The sequence below is a fragment of the Nocardia sp. NPDC001965 genome (assembly GCF_053594175.1).
In genome coordinates this window covers 1-12,653 of the sequence record NZ_JBSFDZ010000015.1, presented here as the reverse complement: position 1 = coordinate 12,653, position 12,653 = coordinate 1, and the positions used below count along the sequence as shown (strand labels likewise).

14 protein-coding genes are annotated in these 12,653 nt (G+C 67.7%); 5 read left to right on the top strand and 9 right to left on the bottom strand.

The window, feature by feature from the left end:
• Positions 1-20: 20 nt before the first annotated feature.
• From ACWCPQ_RS21000 to ACWCPQ_RS20960, 9 genes are all read right to left on the bottom strand, one after another.
• Entirely contained in the window at positions 21-830 is an 810-nt protein-coding gene (locus ACWCPQ_RS21000; protein ID WP_449901295.1) for an ABC transporter permease, read from the bottom strand.
• Positions 827-1,588 carry an ABC transporter permease gene (locus tag ACWCPQ_RS20995; protein ID WP_449901293.1) on the bottom strand — a complete coding sequence of 254 codons (762 nt, stop codon included), beginning with the start codon at positions 1,586-1,588 and terminating at the stop codon, positions 827-829. The genes ACWCPQ_RS21000 and ACWCPQ_RS20995 overlap by 4 nt, the downstream gene beginning before the upstream one ends.
• Entirely contained in the window at positions 1,585-2,382 is a 798-nt protein-coding gene (locus ACWCPQ_RS20990) for an ABC transporter ATP-binding protein (RefSeq protein WP_449901291.1), read from the bottom strand. Before ACWCPQ_RS20990 ends, ACWCPQ_RS20995 begins: the two co-directional genes overlap by 4 nt.
• 209 nt (positions 2,383-2,591) lie before the next feature.
• Positions 2,592-3,029, bottom strand: coding sequence for a hypothetical protein (locus ACWCPQ_RS20985; protein WP_449901289.1), 438 nt, complete (start codon positions 3,027-3,029; stop codon positions 2,592-2,594).
• Between the two features lie 40 nt (positions 3,030-3,069).
• Positions 3,070-3,768 carry a hypothetical protein gene (locus ACWCPQ_RS20980; RefSeq protein ID WP_449901593.1) on the bottom strand — a complete coding sequence of 233 codons (699 nt, stop codon included), beginning with the start codon at positions 3,766-3,768 and terminating at the stop codon, positions 3,070-3,072.
• Positions 3,769-3,938: 170 nt separating this feature from the next.
• Complete coding sequence (locus ACWCPQ_RS20975; RefSeq protein ID WP_449901286.1) at positions 3,939-4,739, bottom strand: AAA family ATPase; 801 nt, start codon at positions 4,737-4,739, stop codon at positions 3,939-3,941.
• 90 nt (positions 4,740-4,829) lie between these two features.
• Entirely contained in the window at positions 4,830-6,359 is a 1,530-nt protein-coding gene (locus tag ACWCPQ_RS20970) for a MorD protein (protein WP_449901284.1), read from the bottom strand.
• A gap of 169 nt (positions 6,360-6,528) precedes the next feature.
• A complete protein-coding gene (locus tag ACWCPQ_RS20965) occupies positions 6,529-7,146 on the bottom strand; it encodes a TetR/AcrR family transcriptional regulator (RefSeq protein WP_449901281.1) in 618 nt (205 codons plus the stop codon).
• 665 nt (positions 7,147-7,811) lie between these two features.
• Entirely contained in the window at positions 7,812-8,165 is a 354-nt protein-coding gene (locus tag ACWCPQ_RS20960; protein WP_449901279.1) for a DoxX family protein, read from the bottom strand.
• Positions 8,166-8,317: 152 nt separating this feature from the next.
• On the opposite strand from ACWCPQ_RS20960, the gene ACWCPQ_RS20955 reads away from it, so the two are divergent.
• The 5 genes from ACWCPQ_RS20955 (at position 8,318) to ACWCPQ_RS20935 (ending at position 12,620) form a co-directional block, all read left to right on the top strand.
• Complete coding sequence (locus ACWCPQ_RS20955; RefSeq protein ID WP_449901277.1) at positions 8,318-9,217, top strand: LysR family transcriptional regulator; 900 nt, start codon at positions 8,318-8,320, stop codon at positions 9,215-9,217.
• 130 nt (positions 9,218-9,347) lie between these two features.
• Positions 9,348-9,866 carry a ribbon-helix-helix protein, CopG family gene (locus tag ACWCPQ_RS20950; RefSeq protein ID WP_449901274.1) on the top strand — a complete coding sequence of 173 codons (519 nt, stop codon included), beginning with the start codon at positions 9,348-9,350 and terminating at the stop codon, positions 9,864-9,866.
• Between the two features lie 82 nt (positions 9,867-9,948).
• Positions 9,949-10,791, top strand: coding sequence for a DUF4097 family beta strand repeat-containing protein (locus ACWCPQ_RS20945; RefSeq protein ID WP_449901272.1), 843 nt, complete (start codon positions 9,949-9,951; stop codon positions 10,789-10,791).
• Between the two features lie 24 nt (positions 10,792-10,815).
• Positions 10,816-11,775 carry an ATP-binding cassette domain-containing protein gene (locus ACWCPQ_RS20940; RefSeq protein WP_449901270.1) on the top strand — a complete coding sequence of 320 codons (960 nt, stop codon included), beginning with the start codon at positions 10,816-10,818 and terminating at the stop codon, positions 11,773-11,775.
• Positions 11,772-12,620, top strand: coding sequence for an ABC transporter permease (locus ACWCPQ_RS20935; protein ID WP_449901268.1), 849 nt, complete (start codon positions 11,772-11,774; stop codon positions 12,618-12,620). Before ACWCPQ_RS20940 ends, ACWCPQ_RS20935 begins: the two co-directional genes overlap by 4 nt.
• The last annotated feature ends 33 nt before the right edge of the window (positions 12,621-12,653 follow it).

Here is a 12,653-nt window from a genome sequence, read left to right as displayed (position 1 = left end):
GTGGGCAAGAGTGCGGAAGGTCAGCGGGGTTCGCTCATCCGGGCCGTCACCAGGTCTTCGGCGAATGCGACGACCTGGTACACGGCGACGCAGACGACGGTGAGCACGACGACCGAGGCCCAGAGGCGGTCGAACTGGAATTCGTTGGCGGCGCGCAGCATCTGCCCACCCAGGCCCTCGCCGGTGGCCAGCCATTCGGCCAGTAGCGCGCCGACGACGGAGGTCGTCACGGCGACTCTGGCCGCGGCGAACCAGGTCGGTACCGCGTGCGGCAGCGCGATCTTGCGGAACACATCCAGCCGGGTCCCGCCGAAGGCGGTGAGCATATCGAGGTCGGCGCGCGGTGCCGAGCGGATACCGTGCAGCATGGTCAGCAGTGCCGGAACCACCACCACGGCCGCGCCGATGACGGCGGTGGCGAGGGCGCCGCGACCGAAGACCAGCACCAGGATGGGTGCGACGGTCACCATCGGAATCGCGTGTACGGCGGTCACGGTCGGGCCGAACATGGTCTCGACGGCGCGGGAGAAATAGAAGAGCAGCGAAACTGCACCGGCCAGGGCGAGTCCGAGCAGGTAGCCGTAGGACGCGTCGGCCAGGGTACGCAGCAGGTCGGCGCCGATCGCCGCCCGGTTGGCCGCGGCCTCCGGGGCGGTGAACAGGTAATCCAGCACGTCGCCGGGTGATTTGGCGACGAACGGGCTCACCGGCACCATCCGCAGGAAGAGCGTCCAGACTCCGACGATGGCGACGACCGCGCCGAGCACGGTGGCGACCGTCCGGGCCGCACTGCGAACCAGCGGACTGCCGGCCGGGATCGTGATACTCATCCGCGCACCTCCGCGGTGGTGCTCGCCGCCCACGGTGTGGCGAACCGTTCGACGGTGGCGACGACCAGGAAACACCCGGCCGCGAGAACACAGCACACGAGGGTGATTCCCCAGGTGCGGACGACATCGCTGGACTGCTGCGCGACCACCAGCGCGGCGCCCAATCCCCGCTCCTGGCCCATGAACTCGCCGATGATGGTGCCGAGCAGGGCGGCCGGGACGGCGATCTTCAGCGCGGTGATGATGCTGGGCAGCGCATAGAGCAACTGCACTTTGCGCAACACCAGATAGCGCCCGCCGCCGTAGGCCCGGACCAGGTCCTCGCCGACCGGGTCGGCGTGTCGGAGCCCGTTGAGTGTGCCGACCAGGGTGGTGAAGAAGACCGACACCGCGGCCATGATCGCCGAGGTCACCGGCCCGTTGAAACAGGCCGCCAGAATGGGCGCGATGGCGATCAGCGGTACACAGGCCGAGGCTATGCCCACCTGCAGGACCAGTTTCTCGACCGCGGGCACGGTGAGTACCAGTGCGGCGCAGCCGATCGCGGCCAGATTGCCCCAGCAGAACCCTGCCGCCGCCGAAGCCAGGGTGACCGGTAGGTGCAGGGCGTAGAAGTCCGCGCCGTCGGCCAGCAGGCCCTCGACGATCTGCACCGGTGCCGCGATGGCCGGACCGAGGACACCGGTCGCGCCGACGAGTTGCCAGAGTAGGAGGACCAGCAGCGATCCGCCGGCCGCCAGATATCTGCGATCGTTCACGCCCCGACCCCCGAGGCGACCGGCGCGTTGCCGAACAGCACCGAGGAGAGCAGGTCGACATAGTCGTGGAAGGCGCTGGTCCGCATCATCTCCGGGGTACGCGGCCGGGGGAGATCAATATCGACCACCTTCTGTACGCGTCCCGGTCGCGGGCTCATCACCACCACGGTGTCCGACAGGAACACTGCCTCGGCGATCCCGTGCGTCACCATCAGCGTCGTCGCGGGGCGTTCGGTCCAGATGCGCAACAGCTCGATATTGAGGTTCTGCCGGGTCATATCGTCGAGGGCGCCGAACGGTTCGTCGAGCAGCAGGACCCGCGGTTCGACCACCAGGGCCCGGGCGATCGCGACGCGCTGGCGCATTCCGCCGGACAGTTGCGCGGGCCGCGCGTTCTCGAAGCCGGTGAGCCCGACGAGATCGATCAATTCCTGGATCGCGTTGTCACCGACCCGCTTACCGGAAACTTCCAGCGGCAGCCGGATATTGGTGCGCACCGTGCGCCACGGCAGGAGCGCGGCCTCCTGGAACGCGATTCCCAGGTGATCGTGGCGGCGCATCTCCCGGGGTGTTTCGCCGTGGACCAGGACCTCGCCCGCGGTCTGCGGTTCCAGCCCGGCCAGGATCCGCAGCACCGTGCTCTTCCCACATCCCGAAGGTCCGAGCAAGGTGACGAACTCGCCCGCACCGGACCGGATATCGACGCCGTCGAGTGCGGTGATCTCGCGTCGTCCCGCCGTGAATTTCTTGCTGAGACCGGCGATATGGATACCGGGTGCGGTAGGCGGAACCATACGTTCTCCTCGTGTGAAGCCCTCCGGCTTGTATCCGAGTTCGGATCCAAGCTCGTATCCAAAAGCTACGAGGTGCAGGTTTCGTGTGGATGACGCGACGGCACGAGTGGATTACGTTCCGCTCACCGATTCCGGAAGCCGCTACCGGACAACCGCGGCCGTGCCTCCACCCACCCGAGGCGCCGGCACCCCGGGTGGGTGGGGGAGCGTCACCGAGGCGGTGGCGTCTGGGCGGACTGCCGGGCCACCCGGTCGTCGTGGATCCGGACCAGTTCCCGGAAACCGATCCGGTCCCATCCGGGTTTCGGCTGGATACTCCATTCGTCCTGCGCCGTCCGCTGACCGGCGGCCTCGGGCGGGCCGCCGAAGGGCGGACCCGACAGCGGATACGGATGCTCGCATTCGAGCGTGTCGTCGGAATACCTGACCTTCATCAGTTCACTGCAGATCTCGGTGAACGACAGGGTCGGCCAGCCGTACCAGAGCGCCAGCGCCGGTACCGTGAACGCGCCCTCGATCACCAGCGCGAACAAGCAGACGAAAATACCCCGGCGCAACCAGCGGTGCATCCGCGCGTACGGCGCGGTGGTGCCCAGCGGCAGTTCATCGTTCTCCGGATCTCCTGCGGGGGTCGGGTTCTTGCTCATGCGGGGTCCTTCGGAAGAGTTGTTCGAATGCCGCCACTTCTCAGTCGGCGAAGATCTCGCGGTTGACGGTGTGCAGATAGGGAATCGCCAGGAACGGTGTGATGTAGAAGATGTCGTAGAGCCACCAGCCGATCACCGGCAGCACGACCCCGTCGTAGCGCACATCGGCGTACATGGTCATGTTGAACGTGTAACCGATCCAGATCACCAGCCCGAACCAGCAGGTGACGATCATCCACTGATGGCCCCAGCGTTTCATCTGCAGGAACGCGATCGCCGCGGCGATCCGCATCGGGAACACGGTGAGCATGAGAGCCACTTCCCAGCCCTTCTCACCGGGCGCACCGGCCCCGCCGATCCACAGTTCGTTGTAGTGCCAGAAGTAACCGGCATCGAAGAAATTGCCCCACGCGGTGAGGATCACCCGGTTGATCAGGGTGTGGTTGGCGATCAGGTCCAGCGCCCAGCCCAGACTGTTCAGCGCGGCGTCCAGGATCACCAGGTAGCCGATCAGGGTGACGATGATCGGCCGGACCGAGAGCCCGGATTCCTGCGCTTTGCGCTGCAACCAGACACCGCGCAGAAAGATCGGCAGGCCGACGATACCGAGGACCAGCGTCCCCATCAGCAGGGTTCCGGCGGTGAGCCACCAGTCGGCCCGCCGCTGGGCGCGGCGCGATTCGTCGTGATGGGCGTCGTAGGCGTCGGCGGGTTTCGGGGCGCCGGAGCGCCACGGCAACGAGACAGCGGAGAGTTTCACGGCGGTTCCTACCAATCCCGGACCGAGTACATGTGCAACTGGATGAGGAACATCGCCAGTAGGAATCCGTAGGCGAAGATCTGGACGGCGATCAGTGCGCGGCGGCGCCGGCGATCCTGTTCGTTCACGGGTTGGTCCTCCTTCTAGACCTACTGCGCGGAAGCGGTGTCCGCGGCGGCCAGTGCGGCCGCCGCGATCTCGCGCAGACCTTCGTTGATCGCGCCGTTACTGCTCAGCGGCGCCAGGATGCATGCTTCGGCGGCCTCTCGTTCGCCCGCTCCGGCGGCGACGAGATGCGCGGTGGTCACCAGGACCCGGGTGGAGGGTGGTTCGAAATGGAACACCTCGTCGGCTTCGCGGATGACGCGCGCACAACCGACCAGCCGCCGGGCGACCGCCGGGTCGACCCCGGTCTCGGCGACCACCACGCCGGCTTCGCTGTCGGCGTCGAGGTAGTCCATCGTCAGGGTCACGAAGCGCTGCCGGAAAGACGGTTTCAGTTCCTTGAGCGAACTGCGGTAGGCCGGGTTGTAGGAGCAGACCAGCATGAACGTCTCCGGCGCCCGGACCACCTCGTCCGCGCGATCCAGGTAGAGCTCGCGGCGATGGTCGGTGAGCGAATGCAGGATCGCCAGCGAATCGTGCCGTGCCTCGACCACCTCGTCGAGGTAGCAGATCGCGCCGTCCTTGACGGCCCGGGTGAGCGGGCCGTCGTTCCAGACCACATCGCCGCCCGTCACCAGGAACCGGCCGACCAGATCGGAGCTGGTCAGATCGTCATGACAGCTGATCGTGACCACCGGGCGGCCCAGCAGCCGGCCCATGTGCTCGACGAAACGGGTCTTCCCGCACCCGGTCGGGCCGGTGAGCATCACCGGGATCCGGCGCCGGAACGCCCGTTCGAACAGGGCGATCTCGTTACCGGTGGCGGGCTGGTATTCGCTGCTCATGCTGACCTCTCGATATCGGCCGTCCTGCGTATCTCCGCATCCGTTCCGGCCGCGCGCGGACTGCGGACGGTCCCCGCCCGGCGACGCCCGTCAGGCGGCGACCAGTTCACGGTGGACATGAGCGAGGACCCGGGGCAGTTCCTCGACCCGGTGGATGCGCCGGGACCGCCGCTCCCCGAACACCACCGGCAGCGGATCCACCCGGGCGGGGCCGACGCCGAGGTAGTAGACCGCGACCCCGGCCTCCTCGGCCTCCTCGACCGCGTGCGCGACATCGGCCCAGGCGTACCGGCCCTCATAGCCTTCGTCGGAGATGAGTCCGTCGCCGATCACGATCAGCAGCCGCCGCCCGGCGGGCCGGTCGAGCAGGCGGGCGGTGAGATGACGCAGCGGCGCCCCGAGCCGGGTGTAACCCGCGGTCCGCAGGCCCAGGCCGCCGGGGTCGACGAAACGCGGATCGTCGAAATCCTTCAGGCAGCGCACCTCGACCCGGTGCCGGGTATTACCGGTGAACACGAAGATCCCGTGCTGCTCCGCCGCCGCGGCCATGGCATGGGACAACGCGTCCGCGCAGGCCAGTTCCAGGGCGAAGGTGCGGCCCTGGTGCGCGCCGAGCGACGAACTACCGTCCAGCAGTACCGCGGTCGCCACATCGCGGGTGCTGGGCAGCAGCTCCCGGAACACCCGCGGCTGGGTCGCGGTGCCGGTGCGCAGATCCACGTAGTGGCCGATGTAGCGGTCGATATCGAGATCGGATCCGTCTTCCAGTCCGCCGGTCGGTGCGCGCTGGGTGCGCCGGCGGAACCAGCGGGTCACGTCCACCGCCGCGGGTGCCGCGGTATGGGCCTGTCGCGGCTGCCGGAGTTCCAGGACCGCGACGTGATCCGGGAGGAAACGTCTCGTCCACAGATTCCATTCGGGATAGGGGATGCCCGCGCGCTGATCCGGCCGGATCTCGACCTCGTCGTCCTCGGGCCGGCTCGGTGGTGGCAGGTTGGGGTTGCGTACCCCGCCCGCACCGCCGACGGGTACCGACATGGCCCGGTAGGAATCGGCGCGCGGCGTCGTCCAGGGCATCCGCCCGTACATCCGCCGCAGCGCCGTCGACAGCGCACCGCGTCCGGCCTGCGTCAGCGGCGGATGCCCCAGAAGCGGATGGGGATCCGGATGCCGTACGGACCGGGCCAGATCGACAGCGCGCGCGAGGATCTCGGCGCCGTCGAGGTCCGGGTCGGCGGGTTCGAGCTCCGGCAGGATGCGTCGTAGTTCGGGGATCAGTCCGGGGAATCTGCCCGTGATCCAGCCCAGCGCCACCGCGCCCTCCACCACCGTCAGGCCCGCCAGTTCGCGGGGCGACAGCTCGTCCAGCCGATACTTGGCGATACGGTCCTTCGACGGTGCGCACTGCAGGGCGACTCCGCAAGTGAGGGTCCGCCTGGTCCAGTCCGTCGGCGGCGGGTACGGAACGTGCACCACGGTGCGCCCGGGGTTCAAGCCGAAGCTCCGCCGCTCCCCGGTGATCAGGCGGGCGCCCCGGCGCCGCCGGTCCGAGAACGCGACGGCGGTCACCGCGCAACTGCGCTCCACCGTCGCCGCGGAACCGGAACGGCCGATGTCCATGACGGTCCCCGCCGCTCAGAAGGTCCCGATATTGCGCATGACCCAATACCAGAAGCCGATCACGGCCCCCATCGCGCCCCAGCCGACGATCAGCCGAACGATGTCCTGCCACATAGTGACCTCCTGTGGTCGGTTCCCGTGGGTGCCGGGACGAGCCGCGGTCGCGGATTCACCGGGGCTCCATACCGCGAAGAGCGGTGGTGACGTAGTTGTCGAGCATGGCGGCGCGTACCGCCTTGGAATCGCTGGTGGTGGTCAGCAGGGCGTAGAGCCCGAGCAGGAAGAAGACCGCGCTGTGGAAGGGATCGACTTCGGTGGCCGCTTCGCCTGCTTCGCGGGCGCGTTCGATCTCCTGGACCACCTGCACGATCAGCGGATGGTCGGTCCATTCGTCGTCCGGCGGGCGGGTCGGGGTGAAATGCAGGCCGAGTACATCTTTGAACAGGATCGCGCCGACCCGGCGTTCGACCGACAACACCAGCCGGACCGCTTTCGCCAGCGCGCCCGGCAGATCGTGCGGCGCCGCCACGAAACGAGCGAACTCCGCGGCCACCCGGGTTTCCTCGCGCCGCTCCAGTTCCAGCAGCACGTGCTCTTTGCTCGGGAAGTGGAAGTAGAAAGTTCCGCGCGCGACACCGGCTGCCTCGATGATGGCGCCGACGTCGGCACCGGCGGTCCCGGTGCGCCGGAACTCCGCGACGGCGGCGTCGAAGACTCGTCTGCGAGTCTCCAGGCGTTGGGCCTCGCGGCCCCGTGGCTTCTCCGTCGGCGCGTTCACACGTTCCATCAGAAGGTACTCACTGAAAAATGTCAATAAAAAATGTCAATGACTTCTGTCGTTGAACAGTCGGGCGGCGGGTCGTTCGACCGGGCTCGGGTAGCCGGAACGGTCCGATACGCGCAATGATTCGACCGCTCTGCTCCGCGCCGCCGACTCGAACCGAGTGCCGAACCGGCTCGGCCCGCGTATGTTCGCTACGGCGAAGTCCGGCTCGGCTGAAGGGAAGGCGAGACGCACACCCTCCACCACCGGATCCTCCGAGCTCACCCAGAACAATCTGGGGAACCGGGTCGAGGCCACCTCGCGTGACCTGAGCGGCGGGTACCGGGCGCGCACCGGAAGACTGCCGATCGAGACGCATCCGGCGACGGACAGATATCTGGCGGAGCAGTTCGACACCCGCGTCGGCCGGGTGCCAGGGCCTGGTCCGGGGGCCGGCCCGGTCACCGTGCGGTCGCTGCCCCGGCGGCCGGCGGACTTGCACACGGTATGGACCGGTCTGTATCTGGTGACCTGATCACATCCGGATTCCGGATGCCGTGACCGCGTCGCTTCCGGGCTCGTCTTCCCGCCGGTGGGATCTCGGTAAGTCTCCGACCCAACTGCCACACAACAGTATTCGGAGCGCACACGATCTGTGCGCTCGCCGGGCGAACGCGCGCCCGATCGGATCATGCGGTGGTGACAGTGAGAACCGCAGTGGCGACGGCGAGGACGAAGTAGACCCCCGGGAAGGCCATGTTGTAGTAGACGTGCGCGCGCAGGTGGGTGATGAGCGCGCCCGCGTAGAACAGCACCAGCGCCACCGCCGCCGCGAACCCCAGTGGCTTCGTGCCGAGGATTCCGAGCACGACGCCGGCCGCCCCGGCGAGCTTGAGCGTGGCCAGCCACGGTAGCCAACCGGGCGGTACCCCGACCTCGGCGGAGTTGGCCAGTACGAACTCAGCGCGGGCGAAATCGGCGAGAGCGATACCGGAATTGGCCACCACGGTGGCGATCGCGACGACGAGGTAGGTGGTATCCACCGCTGAACTTCCTTTCGGAGGATGGTGCCGTCGAAGGGTCGACAGCGAACGAGATGCGTGCGGCACCGCGTCCAAAGGCTGTGCCGACTGTGGAATCCACCTTTCCCGGCCCTGGAGAAAGCCGCCAATACCTGCATCCATAACCTGTGGGAATGGATGTGGACATCCGGCTGCTCCGCTACTTCGCCGCAGTGGCGGCGGAAGGCACGCTGACCCGGGCCGCCGCCCGGCTCTATGTATCGCAACCGGCGTTGACCAAGCAGATCCGGCAGTTGGAGAACCTGCTCGGTGTCGAGCTCTTCGTTCGTTCCCGGACCGGGATGGCACTCACTCCGGCGGGCGAGGCGCTGGCCGGGCGGACGCATTCGGTGCTCGCCGAATGGGACCTCGCGGTGCAGGAGACCCGCCGGGCCGCGGGCCGGGCGGCGCGGGTGCTGCGGGTCGGCTTCCTCGCCAGTGCCGCCAACGAGGCCACTCCGAGGATCATCGCCGCGTTCGGCCGCCGCCGGCCCGGCTGGAGGGTGGATATGCGGCAGGGGTCCTGGGGGGATCCGACCGGAGGTCTCGCCGCCGGTGAGGTGGATATCGCGCTGCTCCGCCTCCCGTTTCCCGGGCAGGAGCGATGGCGGGTGCGGGAGTTGTTCGCCGAGGCACGCTGGGTGGCGCTGGCCGCCGCGCATCCGCTGGCGGACCGCGAGGTGATCGCCCTGGCGGAGCTACTGGACGAACCGTTCGTCGCCGCGCCCGCGGAAACCGGCGCGTGGCGTGACTACTGGCTCGCGGCCGGGGAACGGGGCGGCCGGATACCGCGTATCGGCGCGGTCACCGATCAGCCCGACGATTGGCTCAATGCCATCGCCAACGGTTACGGAGTGGCGTTGGCGCCCGAATCGGCGGCCCGGTTCTATGCCAGACCCGGGATCACCTACCGCCCGGTGACCGGGGTGGCGCCGAGCCGCGTCGGTGTGGTGTGGAAGCCCGAGTCGGATACGGACCCGGTGGTGCGAGAGTTCGCCGACTGTTGTGCCGAACTCGGTGCCGGGGAAGGCTGACGCTCGATCGCAGTTCAGGGCCATTTTTCACAATCTGCGCCGAGGCGTGCGCGATTATCTGATGCCATAGTGGCACCTATCTGAGCCAGATTCTCTTGCGTGTGTGCCATGTGTGTGCCATAGTGGTGCCATGGACTTGAGCGCATACGTGAGCAACCTCGGCCGAGAGTTCGCCACCCTCGCCGAAACCAACGGCGACGAGGCTCGTGAGCTGGTCGAACGGCTCTCCGGCTCGCTCGAGTCGGCGATCCGGATGACCCTGCTGGAGACGCTGGCGGCCGCGGCCGACGAGATCACCGTGGACCTGGCTCCCGGATCCGTGGAACTGCGGCTGCGGGGTCGCGATCCGGACTTCGTCGTGACCACACCGCCCGCCGAACGCGGCGCGGACACCGCGACCGACGGTGACGGCGCGGACAACGATCCCTTGATCACCGAGGACGGGCCCGCCGCGCGGATCAATGTGCGGATGCCCGAACAGCTCAAGGCCGCGATCGAGGAGGCCGCGGCCAAGGAAGGACGTTCGGTCAACGCGTGGCTCGTCCGCGCGGCCGCCACCGCTCTGCAACGCACCGAGCGCGAGCGGCGACCCGAACCCCGTAGCGCCGGAAACATCTTCAAACAGGGCTTCACCGGCTGGGTGCGCTAGCCCACACGCTTTTCCGTCACCAACTTTCCCTTCCGTCCCGACCTGCGGGAACGGCTCACCAACCCATGATGTGGAGACCCCCATGCCAAAATACGACACTCCCGCACCGATTTCGGCCGTCGTGGAACTCGGCTTCGGTTACGTGCGAATCGCCGCGAGCGACCGGACCGACACGGCGGTCGAGGTCCGCCCGACCGACGAATCCGACGACTCCGACCGGAAAGCGGCGTCCCAGGTGCGCGTCGAATACGCGAACGGGGTCCTGCGGGTCACCGGCCCGAAACGGCGGATCGACTTCTCCAAGAAGACCCGATCGGTCGATGTGGATATCGAACTGCCCAGTGGTTCGGATATTTCCGCCGATATCGACGCCGGCGATATCCACGGCACCGGACAGCTGGGCGAATGCGGGCTGGAAACGTCCGCCGGGAGCATCCGGCTCGACCGCACCGGCCCACTGCGAGTGAAGACCTCGGCCGGTCATGTCGCCGTCGAGGCGGTCGGCGGCAATGCCGAGATCTCCACCGGCTCGGGCAAAGTGCAGCTCGGTTCGGTGGCGGGCACCGCGGAGGTGAAGAACTCCAACGGCCGGACCGCCATCGGATCCGTCGGTGGCGCCGCCCGGGTCCGCGCGGCCAACGGCGATATCCGGATCGAACGGGCCGGCGCCGATGTCCACGCGAAATCGTCGAACGGCAGTATCCGGCTCGACGAAGTGGTCCGCGGCGCGATCGATATCCAGAGCGCCATGGGTGATCTGGAGGTCGGCATCGCCGCGGGCACGGCCGCCTGGGTTTCGGTCGATACGAAATTCGGGACCGTGCGCAACTTGCTGACCGACGCCACCGGCCCCGAGAAATCCGACGAAACCGTCGAGGTGCGCGGCCGCACTTCCTTCGGCGACATCACCATCCAGCGCTCCTGATCAACCACCGGAAAAAGGAACAGCATGACCATCGAAGCGCCCCGGGCGGCCATCGCCGTGACCGGACTGCGGAAATCGTTCGGCGACAAGACCGTCCTCGACGGCATCGACCTGAGTGTTCAACGCGGGACCATCTTCTCGCTGCTCGGCGCGAACGGTGCGGGCAAGACCACCACGGTGCAGATCCTGTCCACACTCATCAATGCCGACTCAGGGGAGATCCGGGTCGCCGGGCACGATCTCACCCGGGATCCGGACGCGGTACGCGCCGCGATCGGTGTCACCGGCCAGTTCTCCGCGGTGGACAATCTGCTCACCGGCGAGAAGAACCTGCTGCTGATGGCGGATCTGCATCACCTCACCCGCGATGACGCCCGCCGCCGCACCGCCGAACTGCTCGAACAGTTCGATCTGATCGAGGCGGCCCGGAAACCGGCATCGACCTACTCCGGCGGTATGCGCCGCCGGCTCGACCTGGCGATGACACTGGTCGGCAGCCCGCAGGTGATCTTCCTCGACGAGCCGACCACCGGTCTGGATCCGCGCAGCCGCCGCAATATGTGGCAGATCGTCCGCGATCTGGTGTCCGGCGGTGTCACCATCTTCCTCACCACGCAGTACCTGGAGGAAGCCGACCAGCTGGCCGACCGGATCGCGGTCCTCGACCACGGCCGGATCGTCGCCGAAGGCACCGCCGACGAGCTCAAACGCCGGATCCCCGGCGGACACGTACGCCTGCGGTTCGCCGACGAGCAGGCCCTGGATCTGGCCCTGCGCGTACTGGGCCGCGCCACCCGCGACGGCGACGCGCTGGCCGTGCGGGTCCCCAGCGACGGCAGTATGCGTTCGCTGAAAACCGTGATCGACCTGCTCGAGGACCGGGCCGTCGAGGTCGACGAACTCTCCGTGCACACCCCTGATCTCGACGATGTCTTCCTCGCCCTCACCGGCAACCCCTCCGACGCGAAAGTGACCACGCGATGAGTACCACCACTCCCACCGCGCCGCTGCGCTTCTACCCGCTGCGCGATTCGGCCACGATGCTGCGCCGCAACCTCGAACACATGCTGCGCTACCCGTCCATGACCGTGATGCTCGTCGGTATGCCGGTGATCTTCTTGCTGCTGTTCGTCTACGTGTTCGGCGGCACGATGGGTGCCGGTCTCGGCGGGCCCAGCGGTGGGCGCGCCGAGTACGTGGCTTTCATCGTTCCGGCGATTCTGCTGATGACCGTGACCGCCGCGGTGCAGGGCACCGCGATCTCGGTCGCTATGGATATGACCGAAGGTGTGATCGCCCGGTTCCGCACCATGCACATCGCCCGGGTCTCCGTACTCACCGGGCATGTACTGGGCAGTGTCATCCAGACGATGATCAGCCTGGTGCTGGTGCTCGGGGTGGCGTTACTGGTCGGGTTCCGGCCGACCGCGAGCCCGGTGGAATGGCTGGCCACGGCCGGGTTCCTGCTGGTGGTGACCTTCGCGCTGGTCTGGCTGGCCGTGGCGCTGGGCCAGGCGAGCAAAACCGTCGAATCCGCGAGCAATGTGGGCATGCCGCTGCTCCTGCTGCCCTTCCTCGGGTTCGCTCCGGTCGAATCGATGCCGTCCGGACTGCGCTGGTTCGCCGAATACCAGCCGTTCACCCCGATCATCGAAACACTGCGCGGTCTGCTGATGGACGAACCGCTGGGCAACAACCCCTGGATCGCACTGGGCTGGTGTGCTGTCACCGCCCTCGGCGGGTACCTGTGGTCGAAGAAGCTGTTCACACTGTGCGTGGGGTATTCGGACGGTGCGGAGGAAAGGGGCGAGGGTGCAGGTTCCGGGTGACATATCGGGCTCGCGCAGTGAGGGCGGGATATG

Coding starts and splice junctions, on each gene's coding strand:
- ACWCPQ_RS21000 (WP_449901295.1), bottom strand. CDS start 830: ATGAGTATCACGATCCCGGCCGGCAGTCCGCTGGTTCGCAGTGCGGCC.
- ACWCPQ_RS20990 (WP_449901291.1), bottom strand. CDS start 2,382: ATGGTTCCGCCTACCGCACCCGGTATCCATATCGCCGGTCTCAGCAAG.
- ACWCPQ_RS20985 (WP_449901289.1), bottom strand. CDS start 3,029: ATGAGCAAGAACCCGACCCCCGCAGGAGATCCGGAGAACGATGAACTG.
- ACWCPQ_RS20975 (WP_449901286.1), bottom strand. CDS start 4,739: ATGAGCAGCGAATACCAGCCCGCCACCGGTAACGAGATCGCCCTGTTC.
- ACWCPQ_RS20970 (WP_449901284.1), bottom strand. CDS start 6,359: ATGGACATCGGCCGTTCCGGTTCCGCGGCGACGGTGGAGCGCAGTTGC.
- ACWCPQ_RS20965 (WP_449901281.1), bottom strand. CDS start 7,146: ATGGAACGTGTGAACGCGCCGACGGAGAAGCCACGGGGCCGCGAGGCC.
- ACWCPQ_RS20955 (WP_449901277.1), top strand. CDS start 8,318: ATGGATGTGGACATCCGGCTGCTCCGCTACTTCGCCGCAGTGGCGGCG.
- ACWCPQ_RS20950 (WP_449901274.1), top strand. CDS start 9,348: ATGGACTTGAGCGCATACGTGAGCAACCTCGGCCGAGAGTTCGCCACC.
- ACWCPQ_RS20945 (WP_449901272.1), top strand. CDS start 9,949: ATGCCAAAATACGACACTCCCGCACCGATTTCGGCCGTCGTGGAACTC.
- ACWCPQ_RS20940 (WP_449901270.1), top strand. CDS start 10,816: ATGACCATCGAAGCGCCCCGGGCGGCCATCGCCGTGACCGGACTGCGG.
- ACWCPQ_RS20935 (WP_449901268.1), top strand. CDS start 11,772: ATGAGTACCACCACTCCCACCGCGCCGCTGCGCTTCTACCCGCTGCGC.